Annotated in this window: 18 protein-coding genes; 9 read left to right on the top strand and 9 right to left on the bottom strand. The window is 66.0% G+C overall.

Annotated features, from left to right (window positions below; translation table 11 throughout):
- The first annotated feature begins 363 nt into the window (after positions 1-363).
- Genes ACFVUS_RS03025 through ACFVUS_RS03035 form a run of 3 tightly spaced genes read left to right on the top strand, consistent with a single transcriptional unit; the run spans position 364 to position 3,026 of the window.
- Positions 364-1,947 carry a zinc ribbon domain-containing protein gene (locus ACFVUS_RS03025; RefSeq protein WP_387761497.1) on the top strand — a complete coding sequence of 528 codons (1,584 nt, stop codon included), beginning with the start codon at positions 364-366 and terminating at the stop codon, positions 1,945-1,947.
- A gap of 16 nt (positions 1,948-1,963) precedes the next feature.
- Positions 1,964-2,335: a hypothetical protein gene (locus ACFVUS_RS03030; protein WP_387761498.1), complete on the top strand. Its 372-nt coding sequence runs from the start codon at positions 1,964-1,966 to the stop codon at positions 2,333-2,335.
- A 31-nt stretch (positions 2,336-2,366) separates the two neighbouring features.
- Positions 2,367-3,026 carry a hypothetical protein gene (locus ACFVUS_RS03035; protein ID WP_387761499.1) on the top strand — a complete coding sequence of 220 codons (660 nt, stop codon included), beginning with the start codon at positions 2,367-2,369 and terminating at the stop codon, positions 3,024-3,026.
- 27 nt (positions 3,027-3,053) lie between these two features.
- Here ACFVUS_RS03035 and ACFVUS_RS03040 read toward each other — a convergent pair whose 3' ends face one another.
- Both ACFVUS_RS03040 and ACFVUS_RS03045 read right to left on the bottom strand, forming a co-directional pair.
- On the bottom strand, positions 3,054-3,821 hold the full coding sequence (locus ACFVUS_RS03040) for a DUF2127 domain-containing protein (protein ID WP_387761500.1): 768 nt from the start codon (positions 3,819-3,821) through the stop codon (positions 3,054-3,056).
- A gap of 108 nt (positions 3,822-3,929) precedes the next feature.
- On the bottom strand, positions 3,930-5,123 hold the full coding sequence (locus ACFVUS_RS03045; protein ID WP_387761501.1) for an XRE family transcriptional regulator: 1,194 nt from the start codon (positions 5,121-5,123) through the stop codon (positions 3,930-3,932).
- Positions 5,124-5,313: 190 nt separating this feature from the next.
- Here ACFVUS_RS03045 and ACFVUS_RS03050 point away from each other — a divergent pair, with 190 nt between their 5' ends.
- Entirely contained in the window at positions 5,314-5,619 is a 306-nt protein-coding gene (locus tag ACFVUS_RS03050; RefSeq protein WP_067562883.1) for a hypothetical protein, read from the top strand.
- Here the strand turns inward: ACFVUS_RS03050 and ACFVUS_RS03055 are convergent.
- Together ACFVUS_RS03055 and ACFVUS_RS03060 are read right to left on the bottom strand one after the other, a co-directional pair.
- The gene (locus ACFVUS_RS03055; protein ID WP_387761502.1) at positions 5,521-8,139 is read right to left on the bottom strand and encodes an AMP-binding protein; all 2,619 of its coding nucleotides are present in this window, start codon (positions 8,137-8,139) and stop codon (positions 5,521-5,523) included. The two genes, ACFVUS_RS03050 and ACFVUS_RS03055, sit on opposite strands and share 99 nt — an antisense overlap.
- A gap of 69 nt (positions 8,140-8,208) precedes the next feature.
- Positions 8,209-9,102, bottom strand: coding sequence for a PAC2 family protein (locus ACFVUS_RS03060; RefSeq protein WP_387761503.1), 894 nt, complete (start codon positions 9,100-9,102; stop codon positions 8,209-8,211).
- A 199-nt stretch (positions 9,103-9,301) separates the two neighbouring features.
- Between ACFVUS_RS03060 and metH the strand changes: the two genes are divergently transcribed.
- The 3 genes from metH to ACFVUS_RS03075 all read left to right on the top strand — a co-directional run bounded on the left by metH (position 9,302) and on the right by ACFVUS_RS03075 (position 15,471).
- Positions 9,302-12,880, top strand: a complete 3,579-nt coding sequence (gene metH, locus ACFVUS_RS03065; protein ID WP_387761504.1) for a methionine synthase — start codon at positions 9,302-9,304, stop codon at positions 12,878-12,880.
- 84 nt (positions 12,881-12,964) lie between these two features.
- Complete coding sequence (locus ACFVUS_RS03070) at positions 12,965-14,674, top strand: serine/threonine-protein kinase (protein WP_387761505.1); 1,710 nt, start codon at positions 12,965-12,967, stop codon at positions 14,672-14,674.
- A 134-nt stretch (positions 14,675-14,808) separates the two neighbouring features.
- A complete protein-coding gene (locus ACFVUS_RS03075) occupies positions 14,809-15,471 on the top strand; it encodes an HAD family hydrolase (RefSeq protein ID WP_387761506.1) in 663 nt (220 codons plus the stop codon).
- On the opposite strand, the gene ACFVUS_RS03080 is transcribed toward ACFVUS_RS03075, so the two are convergent.
- Both ACFVUS_RS03080 and ACFVUS_RS03085 read right to left on the bottom strand, forming a co-directional pair.
- Positions 15,458-16,132: a CPBP family intramembrane glutamic endopeptidase gene (locus tag ACFVUS_RS03080; RefSeq protein WP_387761507.1), complete on the bottom strand. Its 675-nt coding sequence runs from the start codon at positions 16,130-16,132 to the stop codon at positions 15,458-15,460. The genes ACFVUS_RS03075 and ACFVUS_RS03080 overlap by 14 nt on opposite strands.
- A 78-nt stretch (positions 16,133-16,210) precedes the next feature.
- Positions 16,211-16,648 (bottom strand): nuclear transport factor 2 family protein, encoded by a 438-nt coding sequence (locus ACFVUS_RS03085; RefSeq protein ID WP_387761508.1) that lies wholly within the window; start codon positions 16,646-16,648, stop codon positions 16,211-16,213.
- Positions 16,649-16,698: 50 nt separating this feature from the next.
- Here ACFVUS_RS03085 and ACFVUS_RS03090 point away from each other — a divergent pair, with 50 nt between their 5' ends.
- Positions 16,699-17,181 (top strand): MarR family winged helix-turn-helix transcriptional regulator, encoded by a 483-nt coding sequence (locus ACFVUS_RS03090; protein WP_387761509.1) that lies wholly within the window; start codon positions 16,699-16,701, stop codon positions 17,179-17,181.
- A gap of 41 nt (positions 17,182-17,222) precedes the next feature.
- Here ACFVUS_RS03090 and ACFVUS_RS03095 read toward each other — a convergent pair whose 3' ends face one another.
- The 3 genes from ACFVUS_RS03095 to ACFVUS_RS03105 form a co-directional block, all read right to left on the bottom strand.
- The gene (locus ACFVUS_RS03095; protein ID WP_387761510.1) at positions 17,223-18,494 is read right to left on the bottom strand and encodes a glycosyl hydrolase family 28-related protein; all 1,272 of its coding nucleotides are present in this window, start codon (positions 18,492-18,494) and stop codon (positions 17,223-17,225) included.
- Between the two features lie 149 nt (positions 18,495-18,643).
- Positions 18,644-19,450: an acyl-[acyl-carrier-protein] thioesterase gene (locus tag ACFVUS_RS03100; protein ID WP_387761511.1), complete on the bottom strand. Its 807-nt coding sequence runs from the start codon at positions 19,448-19,450 to the stop codon at positions 18,644-18,646.
- Positions 19,451-19,605: 155 nt separating this feature from the next.
- Positions 19,606-20,730, bottom strand: a complete 1,125-nt coding sequence (locus ACFVUS_RS03105; protein ID WP_387761512.1) for an epoxide hydrolase family protein — start codon at positions 20,728-20,730, stop codon at positions 19,606-19,608.
- A gap of 104 nt (positions 20,731-20,834) precedes the next feature.
- On the opposite strand from ACFVUS_RS03105, the gene ACFVUS_RS03110 reads away from it, so the two are divergent.
- Positions 20,835-21,794: a helix-turn-helix transcriptional regulator gene (locus ACFVUS_RS03110; RefSeq protein ID WP_387761513.1), complete on the top strand. Its 960-nt coding sequence runs from the start codon at positions 20,835-20,837 to the stop codon at positions 21,792-21,794.
- Positions 21,795-21,814: the final 20 nt, after the last annotated feature.

Raw genomic sequence — 21,814 nt, forward strand, 5'->3', positions numbered from 1 at the left:
ACCGGAGAAGAGTAGTACTCCCGGCTGACCGGTTCGGAATCGCGCCGAGTGTCGGCGCGCCCTGCCCCGGTCGGCCGCCGGGATCCGGTTGTCGCGCGAGTTCGACGGCCCGGGCGTTCGCGGAGTGACCGATGCCGCGGAGCGGTGGTGAATGTGTCGCGGGCAATAGGAGCAGTCGGTTTTCAATTGTTTCGGATCAAATCGGATTACCCGAAAAGGGATTTCGAATTCACGAGGTTCGTTTCCATCCCCATTGACGCATTCCGCACGGATTGTCCTGAGTCGTCAAGTCTTTCGGTCATACACTCGACGCACGCAATGTTGCGCTCTGACTCACCCGGTGAGATCGGAGGGGAGTTCGATATGCGATGTTCACGGTGTGGCCACGATAACCCGGCGGGTTATCGCTTCTGCGGAGACTGCGGTCTGCCGCCATCGGCGACAGGTCCGGCGCCCGCGCCCCTGCTTACCGATCATCATGACGAGGCCACTCGATATCTCTGCGCGGCCGTTCATTTCGAGAGCGCGCTGGCGCGCATCGTCGTCCAGAATGTCATGGAGGAACCGCTGTGCGCGGTGGCGCAATCGCCGCAGGTCGATCTCGAGGCGGTATGCCGCCATGCGGTCGCCGCGCGCTGGCGGCAAGCAATCCGCGACGGCATTCTGGCGGTGCTGCTGCTCGGTTTCATCGTTTACTCCCTCCTGCCCGACGATTCGAGTTCCAGCCCGCTGGATGGCGCCTCGGAGTTACTCGCCATACCGCTGCTACTGCTCGGACTTTTCGGTCTGCTGCCGTATCTACTGGTGGTCGGCTGGTGCGTGATCTTCACCGAGCAGTGCCTGGCCCGCTGGGGATCGACCGCGCATACCCTGCGGCGGGACAAATTCCGCCGCGCGGACGCACCGCGCACCCCGAACGATCCGGCCGTCGAGCAGCTTGCGCACGTATCCCACTACGCGAACAGCAATCTCACGGTCTACCAAGGCTATAACCCGTTCCTGGGGCACGGGTGGAGCGTGCGCGGCTGGTCCTTCGCGCTCGACATCACCAAGCGGCAGCGGCCGCAGGACCCGATCGAATCGTTTGCCGTCGTCGATCTGAACAAGCGATTGCACAAGCGGGTCGGCGAACTCGACGTGGCCGGAATCAATGTCTACAACCGGCTATTCGTCAATGGCGACGATATCCACCAGGATGGCCGTCTGCTGCCGGACCCGTATGGCCGGCCGGTGGCCTGGATCGACGACACGGTCATGACGGCGCTCATGGATCGGCCGGAGAACAATGCCCGCCCGTACCTGGCGACCGAGATCGTCGGCTGGGACGGCGAATTGGTCTGGAGCGCCTTCGTCCGGCTGGTGCTGTCCGAGACCTCACTGTTCGTCGAGATGAACTGCTGTGTACTGCCGCCACTGCGGCTGTCATTCCATGAAATAGACGAACTGCTGCTGCGGCCCGCACCCAAACCGGTACTGCGGCTTATGGGTCACAGTGCGCGAATCCTGCCGCGCACATTGCTGAATTGTGTTCCAAGCGTTATCCACGCGATGTTCTCCGCGCCGCTGTACCGGCGTAAGCAACGGCGTCAGCGCAAGCAGATCCGCGAGATGCGGAGCTTCAATCATGGTGCGCGCATCAGCATCCGCGAAGCCGCCAGCGATCTGCGCCGGAATAAGGGTGACCTCTCACTCGGCTACCACCGCTATTTCCAATTCCTCGACGAGCAGATGTACACCAAGACGGTCGAGAAGCGGGTCATCGAGGCACTCGGTGAATTTCTCGTCGAGCACAATATCGACCCCGACGAACTGCTCCGCCGCGCCGAGCAGGTCGTCAACAACAGCGTCACCTTCGCCGGCGACGCGACGATCATGAATTCCGCCATCGGCGGCGGGTCTGCCACGGTCGGCGCCCCGGTCACCCGCGGCGGCAGTGAAAGTCATTGAACCCGAGGAGTTTTGCATGAACAGCAATGACGGAGTGTGGATCGGCGGCAGTGTCGAGGCCACCAACTCGGCAATCGCCGGACGCGATGCGACCCTATCCGTCGGCAATACCGGTACCGGTCCGGCCACCCCCGTCACACTGGAGGAATTGCGCGCGGGCCTGACCGCCCTACTGGACCGGATCCACGCGGCCGCGGACTTCCCCGAACAGGACGAGGTCGTCGAAACCATCGAACAGGCTCGCACCGAGGCCGCGAAACCCCGGCCGAACCGGCATCTGCTCGCGGCCTTCCTCGATGTCACCGGTAAGGCGGTCGCCGGATTGACCCCGCTGGCGACCCTGGTGACCGGCCTGCGTTCGGCCATCGACGTCATCTTCGCCGATTGAATCGGGGCCACAGCGGTTTCCGGGAGATGAGATGGCCGAGTGCGCGCAGTGCGGAGCCGAGCTGTCCGGTCGATGGCAGCGCCGCTGTACCGAATGCGGCACGCTGCTGTGCTGGCAGTGCGGTCGCGGCTTCGAGACGCTGACCGAACGTTTCTGTACCGACTGCGGCGGTGATCTGAGCGCGCCCGGGACCGAACGTGAGCTCGAATCCGGTGGCACCCCGGGCTTGTTCATCGCGGGCGCGGTGGTGGCCGTGGTCGCCGCCATCGGCATCACGGCCCTGCTGCTCACCCGAGGGCACGATCCGGAACCCACCACCGGCATTGTCGCCGAACCGCCGGCGAATACCCGGACCTGGACCGCGACCACCACCGGCTACGTGTACCCGACCACCACGGTGCGGGTCGCGGGCCCGGAAGCGGTGGTACAGCGCTACTTCGACGCCATCAACAGTCACGACTACCGCGTCGCCTGGAATATCGGCGGCCGCAATTTCGACCCCGATTACGACGACTTCGTCCGCAGCTTCGACACCACCGCCAATGACACGGTCACGATCATCGCCGTGGAGGGTGATCAGGTCCACATCACCCTCGACGCGCTGCAAAGCGATGGTTCGCACCGCTACTTCGCCGGTTACTACGTCGTCGCGGACGGCATCCTGGTACGCGCCAGCATCCGAGTCCGATAGCGCGGGTGCCGCGGCCGGCAGATCGGATCAGGAGGCGGCCTGTGCCGCCACGGCGGAACGTTCCACGGTGAGAAGGCTTTCGGTGTGGTGTTCGGCGTAGTAGGCCTTGGCGCCGCCGTTGAGGCCGAAGAGGCGCTTGCTCCAGAGCAGCCAGATTACGGCGGCGAGGTTGATGAGTAGGGCGCCTGCGCGGACCACCGTGATCTTTTCGGTGAGTTCGTAGATTTCGAAGGGGAGGAAGAGGCTGGTGGCGATGACGGCGAAGTATTCACCCCAGCGTTTGACGAGCCAGAGGCCGACGGCTTCGGTGAGTTGGATTGCGGCGTAGGCGAATATGCCTACGGCTACCCAGGTCAGGGTGGTGGGGGAGAGGGTGAATGCCGTGTCGATCCAGTGCACGATCTTGGAGTGGTCGGGGTCCCAGCCGATCTGGTCGGCGAGTTGGCGGATCAGGGGGAGTTCCTCGCCCCATTTGTCCCGCCAATGTTCCTGGGAGCCACGCAATTTCAGTACGCCCGCGCCCACCAGGATCAGCACCAGGGCGCGCAGGACCCGCTCGGCCGCCAGCAATCGCATGATGATCCGGTCGCGCAGCAGATGGCCGCGCGGCACCTCCGGCGCGTTATCGGCCGGACCCTGCCGCCGCGGCTCACCGGGCACGAAGTCTCCGCAGCGCAGGCAACGCCACGACTCCCCGGCGGGCGTTGTCACATGCAGGCGGGCGGCGAGTTCGGGTTCGTCGGGCGCGTAGGTCTCATGCCCGCGGGTAGCGCAGGTCCACAGACTGAAGTCCATGGGCTGGAGCGTAACCGGAACGCCCGACGCTCGCCTCGAACGTCGCCGTGCATTGTCGCGGCCTTCGCCCGAATGCCGACCGTGCGCCCTTCGCCTTCGCTCCTCGATTCAACCTGCGGCGAGGGCTCGCAGTTGGTCGAGGTAGGTGCGGGTGCGGGGGTCGCTGGGGAAGCGCTGGATCATTTCGCGGGCGGTTTCGCCGGCGATCCACATGAGGGAGGGGAGGGAGCGGCGTTTGCCGGTGAAGGCGCGCATGCCCTCGTCGAGGGCGAGTTCGAGATTGCGGCCGCGCACGGCGACGACGGCGAGGGTCAGGTGTGCCTCGGAGACCCGCATGGGTTTGCGAATGGTGCCGTCGGGGCGGGTGGCGGACAGGATGACCTGGCGCGCATAGCTTTCGGCGAGGCGGTCGTCACCGGCGACGCGACAGCAGTCCATGGCGTAGAAGTCGAACTTCTGCGGGTCGACGACGAAATGATTGTCCAAATTGGCCGGATGGTCCAATCCGTCCAGTATCGAACGGCCCTGGGCGAGTGCGGCTTCCACCTCACGCCGATCCCCGAGCCGAGCCCACGCCTTGGCGCGCTGCGCGCACAGCTGCACCCCGACCCCGAGTCGCGCGGTGCTCGCGTGCGCGGCCTCGGCGGTTTCGATGGCACCGCGATAGTTGGCCTGGGTCAAGGCGAACCAGGACGCCATTTCGGCTCCCCAGCCGATGATTTCGACGTGTTCGGCCTCCTGGCCCAGCGATACCGCGGCCCGCCGGGTGGCCTCGGCGGCCGTGCGCCAGCCCAGGTCGTAATCCACACAACCGACCAGTAGGGCTACCCAGCCCGCCAGCACCAGCACCTCGCGATGCTGCGCCAGCGTGAGCCGCCCGTCCAGCAGTGAGGTGATGCGCCGCAGCCAGGCGGTGCCCTCGGTATGCAGTTCATGCGGATCGGCGCACGGATACTCCGAACACAGCCGATCGGCGGTGATGCGAATGGCGTCCAAGGTCGCCGAGGAGACATCGGACATGCGTAGCCGTCCGATGAACTCGAGGGTGTCCATGCCGGTCGCCGAGAGCAACTCGTCATCCCGATTGGGCCGGGCCTTGGGAAAGAATGCGGCCGTGACGGTGTCGAATGCCGCCGCGATTATCGGGGCGTAGAAATCATCGGGCCGGGACTCCCCGGATTCCCAGCGCCGCCAGTTGCGCAGCAGTGTGCTGTCGGTTGGCAGATTATGGCTCGATTTGCCCCGCATGGTGCGCACGGCATCGGCTTGTGACCACCCCCGAGCATCGCGTTCGGCGCGCATTCGGACAGCCCAGACAGGTCGATCATCACCAGCGGACACACTCTGTAGTATCCCACTGGTTAACGCTGGATGGACCCGGATAGGGCATGTGGATGTCAGTGGGTTGACATCTGCAATTGCATTCGCGAATACACCATGCTGGTTTCGGGCACACTTCAGGACAGCGATCCCCAATCCAACGGAGGTTCGGGTGGAAGCGTTGATCTATGGGTACGTGCGTGACGATTTGGCAGACGGCCGTAGCGATGAGCTCGAGGACGCTATGACCAGCCTGGCGCAATCAGCCGGCTTCTGCTTCGCCGCAACGTTCCATGAATCGACCCCCGGCGACGGCACCGCATTCGCGGAGCTCACCGCCGAACTCAAGCGTGCCGATGCACACCATGTGGTGGTGCCGTCACTCGATCATCTTGCCGGCCAGACGATTCCGCGCGATCTGCTGATCGCGAAACTGGCTCATGAGGCGGCCGCGCAGATCTGGGCCGTCGAACACTGAGTCAAGCATCCGGCGAACCGGCCGGTCGTGCATCGTTATTCGCGCCGTCACACTCCGGGCCCTGCCCATGAGCTGTGCGGCGGCGATGCCCGCTGCCACCGAGGCCGCCAGCGCCAGGATGTGATGCTTGCCGAACAGCGGATACACCTGCCAGTGCAGGAGATACGCGAACAATGACGAGTCGGCGAGCAGTGCGGCCGCGCCCGCGATCAGTGCGGGCACCCGCACCGACGGCACCCAGATGAGCAACAGCAGACCCGCCAGCACCAGATGTTCGCGTTCGCTCACGCCGAAATAGCCCGGCACGGTGAGCAATGCGACCCCGGTCAGCAGCGCGCGCTGCGATACGGTCGTGGCCTTGGCCCCGGCCCAGCCGATCGCGAAGAACCAGATCGCCAGCGGTGAGAACGGAATATCGCGCGGCGCATAGAGATCGAAGGATCGGTAGCGGAAGATCAGCGCGACCGCGAGCACCGCCATGGCGAACCAGAACGGCGCGCGCCGTTCCAGCGCATCGGCCAGCGGCAGTCGCAGCAGTAGCGCGCCCGCGAGCATGAAGTAGACCGCGACCTCGACGAACCACAGGTGCCCGGCGGTCGGACTGTCCTGCGGCCCGAGAATCTTGTTGAGTAGCAAGACGTTCTGCCAGCCGTAGTAATCGGTGAACGCCAGGGTCAACGTCACCCACACCGCGGTCGGTACGGCGATCAGCGCGACCGTGCGCAGGGTCTTGCGCAATCGCTGCGCGGCCGGAGCCGGGGTGACCCCGAACCGGGCGAAGTTGAATCCGGCGACCGCCAGCATGACGTGCGCCCCGCCCCACAGTACGAAAAGTCCGATATGCGAACCCAATACGGTGATGATCCCGGCGGCGCGCAGCAGACTGGTGGTGTCCAGCGATCGGCCGAAGCGGCGTTTGCGCCGGGGGAGCGACTCCAGTTCGGCCACCGTCATGGTCTGCCAGTTCGCCGGGAGCTGCCCGAGCGCGCGGTCGAGTTTCACCGACAGCGCCACATAGGTGAGCGAATCGCCGCCCAGATCGGCGAAGGTGGCCTCGGGAGTGATTGCGGCGGTGGTGAGTCCGAGCGCATCGGCGAACAGGGTCCGGACATCGGCGGACGGCCTGCTGCGAGCGACCGGTAAGCGTCGAATGGCTGGATAGTCCGGTTTCCCCGATGGCAGTCGCGGGATCTCGCCGACCGTGCACACCCGCACGGCGGATACCGGCAGACCGGACAATTGCGCCGCGAGTTGCGCGGCAGCGGTGGCATCCTCACCGGTGACCGCCACCACCAGCGATTCCGCGTCATCGGTGCAGCAGACCGTATACCCCGCCGCCGCCAGCCCGGATTCGATGCGCTGCAAATCGATTCGCAGCCCGAAGATCTTGGCGAATCGCGACCGGCGGCCGATCACCCGATACAGACCCTCGGGGGTGCGGCAGGCCAGATCGCCGGTCCGCAGCGCCGTGAGCTGCGGTCCGAGCGCGAGCTCGGCGGGCGATTCGGCATAGCCCATCATGATGTTCGGGCCGTGATAGACGAGTTCCTCACCACCCTCGACCGGTTCCAGGCCGAATGAGCCACCGGGAATGGGGATTCCGATGCAGTCGGGCCGCTCGGCCGCCAATTCCGGTGGCAGATAGGCCATCCGCGCGGTCGCCTCGGTCTGGCCGTACATCACATAGAACCGCCAGCCCGCCCGCTCACCCGCGCGGGCGTAATGCCGCACGCGTTCGGGATCGAGTTTGCCGCCCGCCTGGGTGATATAGCGCAGCCGCGGCAGCGACATGCGCTCGAACCCGACGCGTTCGAGCAGATCGAAGGTATAGGGCACGGCCGCGAAAGACGTTGCGCGATGACATCGGAACCCATCCCAGAACTCCGGCTCCAGCACCGACCGGCTCGTCATGAGCAGGCTCGCACCGCGCAGCAGATGACTGTGCACCACCGAGAGTCCGTAGCAGTAGAACAGCGGCAGCGTGGTGGCGGCGCGATCGGAATCCCGGATATCGAGGTACTCCGCAATGGATTCGGCGTTGGCGAGCAGATTGCGATAGGACAGGCGCACCAGTTTGGGGGAGCCGGTCGATCCGGAGGTGCTGAGCAGCAGCGCCAGTTCCGGATGCAGCGTGTGCGCGGAACCGGTTCGCCGCCGGCGCGGTTCGGGAATCGCGCCATCGCTCGATTCCACGATGATGTCCGGGTCGTAGACCCGCAGCATTTCGTCACTGACCGAACCGGTCAGCAGCACCGCGCATCCCGCTTCGAGCGCGCCGAGATAGGCCACCAGCGAACCGATGTCATTGCGCGCGGCCAGCGCGACGAGACGCCGGAACGGTTCGGTTGCCCGGCATTCGCCACCGGGCTCCGATGAAACCTGTTCCGCGCGCAGCCTGTTCGCGAAATCACAGACGAGCGCGGCTAGTGCGGCATAGCTGAGTTCGTGACCGTCGTCACCGATGATCGCCGTTCGGTCGCCGAATCCGTTCAGGTGCGCGGCAATCCGTGGCGAGCTCATTCGGGACATTCTAGGCAGGGTAGGCTTACCTGTCGGTAAGCCACTCCCGAATGAACCGAAAGTTAACGCCTAGAGACCGAATCCGCCGCGACCCCGCCTGCGCAGGTATTTCTCGAATTCCGCGGCGATGGCGTCGCCGTCGATCTTGGCCATGGCCTCGTTGAGATCCACCTCGGCATCGCCGCGCTCCTCCAGGGAGCGGACGTATTCGGCGATTTCCTCATCGCCCGTGGTCATTTCGTTGACCGCGCCCTCCCACTCCTCGGCCTGTTCGGGCAGACCGCCGAGCGGAACCTCGACATCGAGCACATCCTCGACCCGATGCAGCAGTGCGATGACCGCCTTGGGATTTGGTGGCTGCGAGACATAGTGCGGCACCGCGGCCCAGAAGGAAATGGCCGGAACACCGGCGCGCACGCACGCGTCCTGGAGCACCCCGGTGATTCCGGTCGGCCCCTCGTAGCGGGTCTGCTCCAGGTTGAAGCGCTCCGCTGCTTCCTTGCTGTACGCCGTTCCGGTGACCGGCACCGGCCGGGTGTGCGGGGTATCGGCGAGCAGCGCGCCCAGGATCACCACGGTCGTGACATCGAGCTGCTCCACGAATTCGAGCAGGTCATTGCAGAACGAACGCCAGCGCATATTCGGCTCGACCCCGCGCAGCAGCACCACATCGCGATCGCTGCCGGGTGGGGAGCACACCGAGAGCATGGTGGACGGCCAGTGAATTTCCCGGGTCACGCCGTCGACCTGGCGAACCGTGGGCCGGTTCACCTGGTAATCGTAGTAGTCCTCGGAGTCCAGCTCGGCGAGCGGCTGTGCGTCCCAGATCAATTCCAGATGCTCGACGGCTCCGCTGGCCGCATCCGCCGCGTCGTTCCAGCCTTCGAAGGCGGCGACGAGGATCGGATCCCGCAGCGTAGGCAGGTCCGAATCGGGTGGCACCGGGGGTTCACTGGCGTTCACCCGGTCAGCTTAGGGGGTTGGACACCCGGACGCGCCAGCGACGCGCAACCGTGCTGGTCGGCGAGCCCATGAGCGAAGGGCCGAAGTGACCCGGCGGAAGTGCTGAGAAGGGCGACCCGCCGAGCGGCGCGCGGGGTTCCCGGCCCGGCGCGCTACACCGGGGACCGGATTGTCCGTGCTCCCCACTACTCTTGAGGACATGTCTGTGTCCCCCCGCGCCGAGTTCGACACCACCCTACTCGACACGCTCAGTCGGCGTGTCGTCATCGGCGACGGTGCGATGGGCACCATGTTGCAGGCCGCGGATCTGACTTTGGATGACTTCCGTGGCCTCGAGGGTTGCAATGAGATTCTGAACGAAACCCGTCCTGACGTGCTCGCACACATTCATCGCGCCTATTTCGAGGCCGGTGCGGACGCGGTCGAGACCAATACGTTCGGTTGCAATCTGCCCAACCTCGCCGACTACGACATCTCCGACCGGATCCGTGATCTGTCCGAGCGCGGCACCCGCATCGCGCGTGAGGTCGCCGATGAGATGGGTCCGTCCGCGGACGGCACCCCGCGCTATGTGCTCGGGTCGATGGGTCCGGGCACCAAACTCCCGACCCTGGGTCACGCGCCCTATGCCTCGCTGCGCGATGCCTACGCCGAGGCGGCGCTGGGCATGCTCGACGGCGGCGCGGACGCGATCCTGATCGAGACCTGCCAGGACCTGTTGCAGGTCAAGTCCGCGATCGTGGGCAGCCATCACGCGATGGCGCGCGCGGGCCGCAAGATTCCGATCATCACGCACGTGACGATGGAGACCACCGGCACCATGCTGGTGGGTTCGGAGATCGGGGCGGCGCTCACGGCGCTGGAGAACCTCGGTATCGACATGATCGGATTGAACTGCGCCACCGGCCCGGATGAGATGAGCGAGCATCTGCGCCATCTGTCCAAGCACGCGAACCTGCCGGTGTCGGTGATGCCCAACGCGGGTCTGCCGGTGCTGGGCGCGAACGGCGCTGAGTATCCGCTCACTCCCGAGGAACTCGCGATCGCGTTGAGCGGCTTCGTCTCCGAGTTCGGTCTGGCGCTGGTGGGCGGCTGCTGCGGTACCACGCCCGAGCACATTCGCCAGGTCGCCGCGGCGGTGCGCACGGTGACCCCGGCGGTGCGCCAGCCGGTGCACGAGCCGTCGGTGTCCTCGATCTACTCCGCGGTGCCGTTCGAGCAGGACTCCTCGGTGCTGATGATCGGTGAGCGCACCAATGCCAACGGCTCCAAGGCTTTCCGCGATGCCATGCTGGCCCAGGATTGGCAGAAGTGCCTCGATATCGCCAAGGATCAGATTCGCGACGGCGCGCACATGCTCGACCTGTGCGTGGACTACGTGGGCCGTGACGGCGCGGTCGATATGAATGAGCTGGCCTCGCGCCTGGCCACCGCCTCGACGCTGCCGATCATGCTGGACTCCACCGAATTGCCGGTGCTGCGTGCGGGTTTGGAGCAGCTGGGCGGGCGTTGCGCGGTCAACTCGGTCAACTACGAGGACGGTGCGGGACCGGAGTCGCGGTTCCAGCAGACCATGGCGCTGGTCGCCGAACACGGTGCGGCCGTGGTGGCTTTGACCATCGACGAGACCGGTCAGGCGCGCACCGCCGAGACCAAGGTGGCCATCGCCGAGCGGTTGATTGCCGATATCACCGAGAACTGGGGTTTGGCCGAGTCCGACATCATCGTCGATACGCTGACCTTCACCCTGGGCACCGGTCAGGAGGAGTCGCGGCGCGATGGCATCGAAACCATCGAGGCCATCCGGCTTTTGAAGCAGCGGCATCCGAATGTGCAGACCACGCTGGGTCTTTCCAATATCTCCTTCGGTCTGAACCCCGCCGCGCGCCAGGTGCTCAATTCGGTGTTCATGAACGAATGCGTCGAGGCCGGACTGGATTCGGCGATCGTGCACGCCTCGAAGATCCTGCCGATGGCGCGGATTCCCGAGGATCAGCGCAAGGTCGCCCTGGATCTGGTGTACGACCGCCGCACCGAGGACTACGACCCGCTGCAAGAGCTGATGGCCATGTTCGAGGGTGTCTCGGCGGCCTCGTCCAAGGCCTCGCGCGCCGAGGAGCTGGCGCAGCTGCCGCTGTTCGAGCGGCTGGCGCGGCGCATTGTCGACGGTGAGCGCAACGGCCTGGATGTGGACCTCGACGAGGCCATGAAAGAGGTGCCGCCGCTGCAGATCATCAACGAGACCCTGCTCTCGGGCATGAAGACCGTCGGTGAGCTGTTCGGATCCGGGCAGATGCAGCTGCCGTTCGTGCTGCAATCGGCCGAGGTGATGAAAACCGCTGTCGCGCACCTGGAACCGCATATGGAGGCCACCGACGACTCCGGTAAGGGTCGCATCGTGCTGGCCACGGTCAAGGGTGACGTGCACGATATCGGCAAGAACCTGGTGGACATCATTCTGTCCAACAATGGCTACGAGGTCGTGAATCTCGGTATCAAGCAGCCGATTTCGGCGATCCTGGATGCCGCGGTGGACAAGAAGGCCGATGTGGTCGGCATGTCCGGACTGCTGGTCAAGTCGACGGTGGTCATGAAGGAGAACCTGCAGGAGATGAATGTCCGCGGTGTCGCGGAACAGTTCCCGGTGCTGCTGGGTGGCGCGGCGCTGACCCGCGGTTACGTGGAGAACGATCTCACCGACGTCTACGAGGGCGATGTGCACTACGCCCGTGACGCTTTCGAGGGCCTGCACCTCATGGACGAGATCATGACCCGCAAGCGCGGCGGCGGCCCGGATCCGGACAGCCCCGAGGCGCTGGCCGAGGCGGCGAAGATCGCCGAGCGCAAGGCCCGGCACGAGCGCTCCAAGCGAATCGCGGAGGAACGCAAGGCCAAAGAGGTGCCGATCGAGGTGCCCGCGCGCTCGGACGTGGCCGCGGATCTGCCGGTGCCGACCCCGCCGTTCTGGGGCAGCCGCGTGGTCAAGGGCCTGTCGGTGGGCGAGTACTCGGGTCTGCTGGACGAGCGGGCACTGTTCCTGGGCCAGTGGGGTCTGCGCGGTCAGCGTGGCGGTGAGGGCCCCTCCTATGAGGAGCTGGTGGAGACCGAAGGCCGTCCGCGGCTGCGGTATTGGCTGGATCGGTTGATCGCCGAGGGCGTGCTCCAGCATGCCGCGGTGGTGTACGGCTACTTCCCGGCCGTGTCCGAGGGCGACGATGTGATTGTTCTCACCGAGCCCAAACCCGATGCGCCGGAACGGTATCGGTTCACTTTCCCGCGTCAGCAGCGTGACCGGTTCCTGAACATCGCCGATTTCATTCGCTCGCGCGAGATCGCCATCGAACGCGGCCAGGTCGATGTGCTGCCGTTCCAGCTGGTCACCATGGGGCAGCCGATCGCGGACTTCGCCAATGAGCTGTTCGCGGGCGATAACTACCGCGACTACCTCGAGGTGCACGGCATCGGCGTACAACTCACCGAGGCGCTCGCGGAGTTTTGGCATCGCCGCATCCGGGAAGAACTTGTGCTGGAAGGGCATTCCGTCGCCGACGACGATCCTTCCGATGTGCTGGAGTACTTCAAACTCGGCTACCGTGGCGCACGGTACTCGTTCGGGTACGGCGCCTGCCCCGACCTGGAAGATCGGGCGAAACTGGTGGACCTGCTGGAGGCGGGCCGGATCGGAGTGGAGCTCTCGGAGGAACTGCAGCTGCATCCGGAGCAGTCGACGGATGCGTTCGTACTTCTGCACCCGGAAGCGAAGTACTTCAACGCCTAAGATTTTCGAAGAGTTACCGGCGGGCTCGTCGCGCAACGTTGCAGGGTGGCTCGGCGCGAAAGCCAGCAGGAGGGGCACAACCACATGACTTCAGACCGGTTGATCACGGGGCGGTACCGACTAACGGATCCGATCGGCACCGGTGCGATGGGGGTCGTGTGGCGCGCGACCGATGTTCGACTGCGGCGCACGGTCGCGGTCAAGCAGTTGCTGTTGGGTCCGGGGCTCACCCGGTCCCAGGCGATCGAGGCCAAGATGCGCGCGATGCGGGAAGGGCGTATCGCGGCGCGATTGCATCACCCGAACGCGGTCACCGTCTTCGATGTGGCCGAGGAGGACGGCCAGCCCTGGCTGGTCATGGAATACGTGGACGCGGTCTCGCTGGCCGCGCTCATGCGCGAGAAGGGCAATCTCGCGCCCACCGAGGTCGCCCGGATCGGGGCGAAGGTGGCGGCGGCGCTCGCGGCCGCGCACAAGGCGGGCATCGTGCACCGCGATGTGAAGCCCGCCAATATCCTTGTCGCCGATGACGGAACGGTGAAGATCACCGACTTCGGTATCTCGCGCGCCATCGGGGATGTGACGGTGACCTCCACCGGATTCCTGGCCGGAACGCCCGCGTACTTGTCGCCGGAGGTGGCGCGCGGTGAGAACCCGGAACCGCCCTCGGATGTATTCGCGCTGGGCTCAACGCTTTTCGCGGCCGTCGAAGGTATGCCCCCGTTCGGTGAGGGCGATAACCCGCTCGCGGTACTGCATTCGGTGGCGCGGGCGCAGGTCCCCGAACCCGCGCACGCGGGCGCGCTGGGACCGGTGCTGATGGATCTGCTGGCCGCCGAAGCCGCGGACCGGCCCACCATGGAACAGGCCGCCGAACGCCTCCAGGCTGTCGCCGATGGACGGGTGACCGCGCCGATTGCGCAGACCAAGGTGCTGCCCACGGTCAATGGCGGTGCGGCGGTGGACGGTTCGGCCGCCACCACGGTGCTCGCCACCTCCAAAACCGGGCAGTCCTCGGCCAATGCCACCGATCCGACGGTGCATATCGCCACCGGCGGGCCGTCCGCCCGCTCCACCTCGCCCGAGACGCCGGTGCCGCCCGTACCGCCGTTCACGCCGAAAAACGGTGGGCAGGAAGGGAATCGGCGACAGCTCGGACTGGTGGCGCTCGGTGTCGTGGGTGCGCTGGTGCTGGCCGCGCTGGTGGCGTACGCGGTGAGCCGGGGCGGCAGTGACAATTCCCCGGTCGCCAAGGAGACCACTTCGGTTGCGGCGCCGGTGAATCCGTCGGGCCCGGCATCCACGCAGGCCGCCATCGGTCCGGCCGAGGGCGGAGCCGGGAATACCGAGCCCACCCAGGGCGCGCAACCGACCACGACGCATCCGCCCGCGAGTACGACCACGCCGCCGCCCGCCAGCACCACCACGACCCCCGCCAAGCCGAGTACGACGACCACCGCACCGCCGACCACGACCCCCGCGGGTCCGCCGTCGGCCGCCTCGGTGGCCTCGTTCATCCAGGGCTACTACGGGATGCTGCCCGGCAATGTGGGTGGCGCGTGGTCCATGCTCTCGCCCGGTTACCAGGCATCGACCGGTGGTTTCGGTGCGTACTCCCAGTTCTGGGGGAGCGTCGCCGCGGTCAGCGTCGGCGGTGTCACCACCACCGGTGACAATCGCGCGGTGGTGAATTTGACGTACACCATGCGGAACGGTCAGGTCGACCGCGAGAGCCGGTGGATCCAGGTCGATTCCACCGGCGGCAAGATCCTGATCGCGGCCTCCGGGCTGTAGTCGAATCGGACCGGACGATTGGTCTGGACCGAACCGCACCCACGGGTTCGGTCCAGACCAATCGCCGGATACCCTGTACACCGCCTCGCCTCCGGCGAGCGCCAGTGGCAGTGGATGACAGGAGTGGTGTTCCGGTGACGCGTTTGGACGCGGTGTTGTGGGATATGGACGGAACGCTGCTCGATTCGGAGAAGCTCTGGGATATCGCGGTCCGGGAACTCGCGGGCGAACTGGGCCACGAGATGAACGATGCGATGCGGCACGCGCTCATCGGCGCGTCCGGCCCGAACGCGCTGCGAATCATGTTCAGCGGCTTGGGCGTGGACGCGACGCCTTCGGCGCTGGCCGAGGCCGACGCCTGGATCGAACGCCGGATCATCGAACTGTTCCGGGATCCGGTGCCGTGGCGGCCTGGCGCACAGGACGTGCTCGGCGCGCTGCACGCGGCGGGCATTCCGATGGCGCTGGTCACCAATACCAAACGGGCACTGACCGAATACGGTCTCGACACGTTGGGGCGGCATCATTTCGCCGTCACCGTCTGCGCCGATGAGGTGCCGCACGGGAAGCCGTCACCGGATGTCTATCTGCGGGCGGCCGAGCTGCTCGGGGTCGCGCCCGAACATACGGTGGCCATCGAGGATTCGCCCACCGGCGCCGAGGCCGCCGCGCTCGCGGGCTGCACCGTCCTCGTAATCCCCTGTGAGATAGCGGTTCCCGACGCTCCCGGGCGCACCTTCCGGGATTCGCTGGTGGGTCTGACCCAGGCCGAGTTGCTCGACCTCATCGCCCGGTGAGCTGAACCCGCGCCGCCGGTGCGGCCCCGTGATAGAAGTACCGGCCCAGGCCGACGGTGAAAACCATGATGCCGTACACCGAATGCTCCACCGACGCGGTGAACAGCGACTGGGTCTTGGCATAGCGATTGGCGAAGATCCAGCCGCCCACCCCGCTCGCGGCGACCGAGAACCAGCTGCCGAACACGATGTGCACATAACCGAAGGCGGCGGCACTGGCGGCCACCATGGCCCGCCCCTCACCGAAAACCGGTGCGTACCGGTGGAACAGGAACGATCGGAAGATCAGCTCCTGCGGGTACACGCTCAATGCCGGATACAGCACCATCACCGCCAGCCAGATCGCCGGATTATTGCGCGGCAGATCGAACAGATCCTCGCGCCGCCGCACCGCGACCGCCGTGGTGAGCGCCAGCGCGCTCGCGCCCGCCAGTGCCGCCATCGGTCCGGCCTGCTCGCGCGCGGCCGCACTGCGCCACAGCGCTTCCCGATCGAATCCCGCGGACCGGCGCAGGTAAACCGTTGCGCCCGCGGCCAATGCGAGCAGTGCCGGAATCGGCGACCTGCCCCGGCCCACCGCGTTGTACAGGGTCGTCCCGCCGAAGAACAGCCCCGCGTACTCCGCCGCCAGATACACCCGCCGCCGCGATCCAATCCTCATGAGCTCACGATAATTTCCGCGGGCGCACCGCGCTGACCGCCGAATCTGAACATTGGGTTCCAGCGGCTGACCTGGGGCTCAACGCCGCCGCGCCGCACCGGCGCCGGCGGTGATGGGTTCATAGCAGTCGTAATTGCGCTGGGCGAGGATCTTGCCGTCGCGGAATTCGAGCACGGTCGCGATATGCGCGCGCAGCACATGGCCCGCCGGAAGTTCGCCCATGGCCACCGCCGTCGTGCCCTCCCAAAGCACCTCCAGCGCAACCTGATCGCCCGCGGCGATGGCATTGAGCACTTCGAAGTTCTGCTCGCGCACATTGTTTCGCCCGGCTTCGGCGGCAGCGCACAATCCGGCGATATCGCGGACGACGCCATTGGGGAACAGCGCGTTCGGTAATTCGTGATGCACGGCGTCGGGGTGGAAGAACTCGGCGAGCTCGTCACCGACCGCGGATCGGGAGACGGCGCGGTGGTAGCGGACGGCGATATCGATATTCGGGTGCTGTTGCAGCGTCATGTCCACAACCATAGTTGCACAACTATGGTTGTGCAATGGAGAATGGAGCCATGCCCGCATCGATCGATCCGCTCGACCTCGACACTGGAACCCTGGCTCTGTTCGTCGGCAATGCCGGCGCGGCGGTGGTTCAGAAGCGGTTGGCGGACGCGGGTTTCGGCGATCTCCGGTTTTCACACGGCTATCTGTTCCAGCACCTGGTGGACGGTGAGCCCACCGTCAGCGCCCTGGCGGCCGAGTTGGAGATGACCCAGCAGGGCGCGTCCAAGGCCGTCGCCGAACTGGAAAAGCTCGGCTACTGCGAACGCTTGTCCGACCCGATCGACGCCCGCATCCGCCGCGTTCGCCTCACCGCGCGCGGGCATGCCGCCATCGCGGCCGCGCGCGCCGCTCGCGCGGATCTCGACCGGAGCCTGGCCGCGCGCTTCGGTGGGCGAGCACTGGCGGAGTTGCGCAGCGGGCTCGCCGACCTGCTCGCCGAACTCGGCGGGACGGCGGCGGTGGCTCGGCGTTCGGTCCGGCCGCCGCACTGACGCGTCGAGTGTGGTTCGCCGGCACCACGGTCCGGATGGCCTCAGGAGGCGATGAGTCCCAAATCCCGGAAGACGTTCGGCGCGACCGCGTTCGACGAGCGCAGGAATGTGGCCTGCGGTTCGGTGACCAGCTGGCAGCCGTCGTAGATGACCCGGCCGGTCGGTCCCATCGCGGCATTGGTGCTCACCCGGTGATAGCCCATCAGCTGGCAGTCCTGATACCGCACCACCGGTCCGGTGCCCCAGGTGGTCCAGTCGTAGACGTGTGTCGCCGGAGAGGTGTTGCCGAACTGCGGAAAGCTGTCCGGCACCCGCTTGTTCTGATTCACCATGAACGCCAGCGCTGAATCGCTGCAGGACACGAAGGTGACATTGCCGGTTACCCAGCCGCAGTCGATGATGCGGTGGTACTGCGAGCGCACCTCGAACCGCACGCCCTGCGCCAGGAACCGCCAGGAGCCGTCGGCGATATTGGTCTTGCCGAGCTTGATCATGGTGGACACCGTGTTCTGGGTGGTGTCGCACAGAATCCAGGACCCGCCGATGATATTGATACTGCCGCCCATCTCGAAATCGAGCATGGTGCCGGAGGTGTACTCGAACTCGCAGTCATGGAACGCGTAGTTCAGGAACTGGGATTCCTGCGCCGGGTAGGGCGCGAAACCCGACCGGATACCCGCATCACCCCAGGCGACCTGGTTCACGTACACCCGATGCCAGACCTGCTCACTGTTCAGGTTGGCGTTGGTATCGCCGTCGAAACCCCAGCCGCGCAACCAGCTTCCGGTCAGATGCAATTCGGACCACCAGATATCGTTCTGCGCTCCCGAACCGTAGGCCGGATAGGTGCCATCATTGCTCGCCGAGCACCACAGATAGGCCAGCGACTGGTTCGCGTTCGTCGAATGGAAGCCGAGATCGTGAATCTTGGCTCCCCGCAAGCGGTTCGCGCATGTCATCAGGTTGTTCCGGCGTGGGTCGGTGCTGGCGGTGGCGGTCGAAGCGAACACGATCTCACTCTGATGCTTACCGTCGCCGTAGATTTCGAGGCCGTAGACCAGGCTCGCGCCCCAGGTGTTCTGGGTGGTCGCGGGGGTGAACATGAGGGTGTCCGCCTGGGTCACCAGATAGCGCCCGCTCGGGAAATACAGCTTCTTCGTCAGTGCCATACCCGAATCCGGGCGGTAGCTCGCCGAGGCGAGAACCGCGGCCACGGCGGATTTGATCGCGACGGTGTCATCGGTGACACCGTCGCCGACCGCACCGTAGGCGCGTACGTCGATCACATTGTCGGTCGGCAGTGGGGTTGTCATTCGCACACATTCCTGATGATCGGATTTCCCTGGCGTGTCCAGGCTTCGGCTCCGATGGTGACCGCTCGGGTGTACCGGACCGGCCGGAGTGACCAACGGGTTCCAACCGGGCGACGATTCCGATACCTGCCGTAGCTCGGCGAATCGGCTCAGGAAATCCCTGGGAGGGAACGCAGTTGGGCCACCGCGCGCACCTCGCCATCGATGGTGAACCAGAGGGTCTGTGCGTCGGGGGTTCGGCGGGTATGGATATCGAGGGGCTCGCCGTGCCGAATCGGTTTGTTGTATTCGAGGATGAAGCGATGCGGTCGGGCAGTGAGATCCGCTGTGTCGGAAGTGAATTCGTGCACGGCGTGCCAGTAGGCGGTATTGGTGACGTGCTGGAAGTGGTCGATATCGGTGCGGCGCAGTGGGAATCGAGCCGGGGGGATCGGGGGGAGTGGATCGGTGAGCCATTGCCGCCAGCGCAGGCGCTGTTCCGAGGTTGTGGTGCACATCAATTCGAAGAATTCGTCTTCGACCCGGGACGGGCTCATGGTCTCTTTGTTCATGTGAATCCAGAAGCCCTCGGTTTCGATGAGGCCGCCGGATTCGGAGTCGATGCGCACGCGCATGGTGCACCAGCGCGGGGAGATGCCCGAACACCAGCGGCGGGTGCGGAGTTTCGCGGGCCAGGTGATGGGGCGGATGACATCGATGACGGTGCGCCGGACGATCCAGTGCGGATGCGATTCCAGTGCGCCGCAATGTACGAGGTGATCGACGCCGGCCTCCTGGATGTGCCGGGCGATGCCGTCGATGCGCAGGCCCTGGTTCTCATCCATATCGACCGTGCCCAGGCGGCCCGGGAAATCGAAGATATGGCCCGAGGACGGGACCGGGGGGAGCGGGCGCAGCATCGGATGGTCATCGAGCGCGGGCAGCACCGGCGGCGGGTCGGTGAGCTGGTTCATCATCGGCAAACCTCCGGGACATCCATCCGAGTGGGGCGGGGAGTGCGAAAGGGCTGCGGTGCCAAATGCCGCGGCGGCAATGCCGGGGCGCGATGAGGTCAGCGTAGTGCAGAACCGGGCGCGGGGCGGGGCGGGCCACCCGCGCGCCCGGTGGCGTGTCACCGCAGCGGGCCGAAGAAGGTGCGCAGGTCCCGGGCCAGATCGGCGGGCGCCTCCATGGCCGGGAAATGCTTACCGCGCTCGAATTCGGTCCAGTGCGCATCGGCGGGCGCGGGGACCACCCGGCGCACGGTCTCATCCGCGCCGAAGACGGCGAAACCCTGGGGTGCGACGGGTTCGGAACCCCAGTCCATCGAATGCGCCTGCTCGTAGAGGGTGTGTGCGGCGGTTGCCCCGGCACCGGTGAACCAGTACAGCGCGACCGTGGTCAGCAGTTGATCGCGGTCGATCGGCAGATCGGTCCACTGCTCGAATTTCTCTGCGATCCAAGCCAATTGCAGCAGCGGAGAATCGACAAGTCCGTAACCGATGGTCTGCGGGCGCGAATTCTGGATCGCCAGATACGCCGAACCCTGACTGCGGAAGCTGTCCATGCGCTCGAGAATCACCTTGTCGACCGGATCGTCGGCATCGAGGCTGTCGGCCAGACCGGGCAGGAAGGTGGCGACATTCGCCGCGGTCATCGGATCGGTGACCACGTGCACGCCCAGCACATGTTCGGGATCGAGCCCGCCGACCATGCCGGAGATACCGCTGCCGATATCACCACCGTGCACGCCGTAGCGGGCATAGCCCAGCCGATTCATCAATTCGATCCAGGCGCGCGAGGTGCGGGCCATCGACCAGCCGGTATCGGACAGCGGGGTGGAGAAGCCGTAACCGGGCAGTGACGGGGCCACCACGTGGAACGCCGGGCCTTCGGCCGGTTCAGTGAGCGGCCCGATCAGTTGCATGAACTCCGCGACCGAACTGGGGAAACCGTGCGTGATGAGCAGGGGAGTGGCATCGGGACGGCTGGAGCGCACATGCAGGAAATGGATCTGCTGGCCGTCGATCTCGGTCAGGAACTGCGGGAAGGCATTGAGCGCGGCTTCCTGTGCCCGCCAATCGAATTCGGTGCGCCAGTAGTCGGCCAGCTCCTTCAGTTCGGCCACCGGGATACCGCGCTCCCAGCCGACACCGGGGAGTCCGGCGGCCCAGCGGGCGTGTGTCAGGCGATCGTGCAGGTAATCCAGCTCGGCCTGCGGGATATCGATGCGGAAGGGGCGAATCTCGGTGCTCATCAGGGGTTTCCGTTCCTTCGAGGGGGAGTGGCTTACTCGATGGGACCAACATTAGGAACGATTGCGGAAAGGTTCGTTCCGCGATTGCCGGATACCATCGAAAAATGTTGGAAACCTCCGCCCGCCTGCTGCGTCTGCTCTCGCTTCTGCAGTCCCGGCGCGATTGGACCGGGACCGAACTCGCCGAACGATTGCGCGTCACCACCCGCACCATCCGCAATGACATCGATCGGCTGCGTGAACTCGGCTATCCGGTCGAGGCCAAATCGGGGGTGGACGGCGGGTATCGGCTCGGCGCGAGTGGTGCGCTGCCGCCGCTGCTGCTCGATGACGAGGAGGCGGTCGCCGTCGCCGTCGGATTGCGCACGGCGGCAAGCAGTTCCATCGCCGGAATCGATGAGACGGCAGTGCGCGCGCTGACCAAACTCCAGCAGATCCTGCCGTCGCGACTGCGGCATCGGGTCAGCGCCTTCCAGCACACGCTGCCGGTGCCCGCACGCGGTCCGCTGGTCGATCCGGATGTGCTGACCGTCATCGCCGCCGCCTGCCGCGATCACGAACGCCTGCGCTTCGACTACGACTCGCACGGCGGCGCGGCCACCCGGCGCGATGTCGAGCCGTATCGACTGGTCAGCCTGCGCCAGCGCTGGTATCTGATGGCCTGGGATATGGACCGGGACGATTGGCGCACCTTCCGGGTCGATCGCATCCACCCGCGCACACCCACCGGTCCGCGCTTCACCCCGCGCCCGATTCAGCCCGACGCCGATATCGCCACCCGCGTGGAACGCTCGGTCGGCGAGGCGACCTGGCGATTCCGTGCCCGCGTCATCGTGCACGCCCCGGCCGCCCATGTGCGCCAACGCCTTCCGATCCAGGTCGATATCGAGGAACTGGGCGCGGACCGCTGCGCCTTCGAACCCGGCTCGGACAATCCGCAACAGCTCGCGCTCTACCTGGGCATGCTCGGCGCGGATTTCGAGATCGTCGACTCACCCGAACTGGCCGCGGCACTGCGCGACCTCATCGCCCGCTACCAGCGTGCCCTCCCCGCCCCCGAATAGCCGGTCGCGAGGCGATGCGG

The sequence above is a fragment of the Nocardia sp. NPDC058058 genome (genome assembly GCF_042885355.1).
Lineage (GTDB): Bacteria > Actinomycetota > Actinomycetes > Mycobacteriales > Mycobacteriaceae > Nocardia.

Excerpts from the sequence above, each read along its gene's own strand:
- ACFVUS_RS03025 (WP_387761497.1), top strand. The coding sequence starts at position 364 with ATGCGATGTTCACGGTGTGGCCACGATAACCCGGCGGGTTATCGCTTC.
- ACFVUS_RS03030 (WP_387761498.1), top strand. The coding sequence starts at position 1,964 with ATGAACAGCAATGACGGAGTGTGGATCGGCGGCAGTGTCGAGGCCACC.
- ACFVUS_RS03035 (WP_387761499.1), top strand. The coding sequence starts at position 2,367 with ATGGCCGAGTGCGCGCAGTGCGGAGCCGAGCTGTCCGGTCGATGGCAG.
- ACFVUS_RS03040 (WP_387761500.1), bottom strand. The coding sequence starts at position 3,821 with ATGGACTTCAGTCTGTGGACCTGCGCTACCCGCGGGCATGAGACCTAC.
- ACFVUS_RS03045 (WP_387761501.1), bottom strand. The coding sequence starts at position 5,123 with ATGCGCGCCGAACGCGATGCTCGGGGGTGGTCACAAGCCGATGCCGTG.
- ACFVUS_RS03055 (WP_387761502.1), bottom strand. The coding sequence starts at position 8,139 with ATGAGCTCGCCACGGATTGCCGCGCACCTGAACGGATTCGGCGACCGA.
- metH (WP_387761504.1), top strand. The coding sequence starts at position 9,302 with ATGTCTGTGTCCCCCCGCGCCGAGTTCGACACCACCCTACTCGACACG.
- ACFVUS_RS03070 (WP_387761505.1), top strand. The coding sequence starts at position 12,965 with ATGACTTCAGACCGGTTGATCACGGGGCGGTACCGACTAACGGATCCG.
- ACFVUS_RS03080 (WP_387761507.1), bottom strand. The coding sequence starts at position 16,132 with ATGAGGATTGGATCGCGGCGGCGGGTGTATCTGGCGGCGGAGTACGCG.
- ACFVUS_RS03085 (WP_387761508.1), bottom strand. The coding sequence starts at position 16,648 with ATGACGCTGCAACAGCACCCGAATATCGATATCGCCGTCCGCTACCAC.
- ACFVUS_RS03090 (WP_387761509.1), top strand. The coding sequence starts at position 16,699 with ATGCCCGCATCGATCGATCCGCTCGACCTCGACACTGGAACCCTGGCT.
- ACFVUS_RS03095 (WP_387761510.1), bottom strand. The coding sequence starts at position 18,494 with ATGACAACCCCACTGCCGACCGACAATGTGATCGACGTACGCGCCTAC.
- ACFVUS_RS03100 (WP_387761511.1), bottom strand. The coding sequence starts at position 19,450 with ATGATGAACCAGCTCACCGACCCGCCGCCGGTGCTGCCCGCGCTCGAT.
- ACFVUS_RS03105 (WP_387761512.1), bottom strand. The coding sequence starts at position 20,730 with ATGAGCACCGAGATTCGCCCCTTCCGCATCGATATCCCGCAGGCCGAG.
- ACFVUS_RS03110 (WP_387761513.1), top strand. The coding sequence starts at position 20,835 with ATGTTGGAAACCTCCGCCCGCCTGCTGCGTCTGCTCTCGCTTCTGCAG.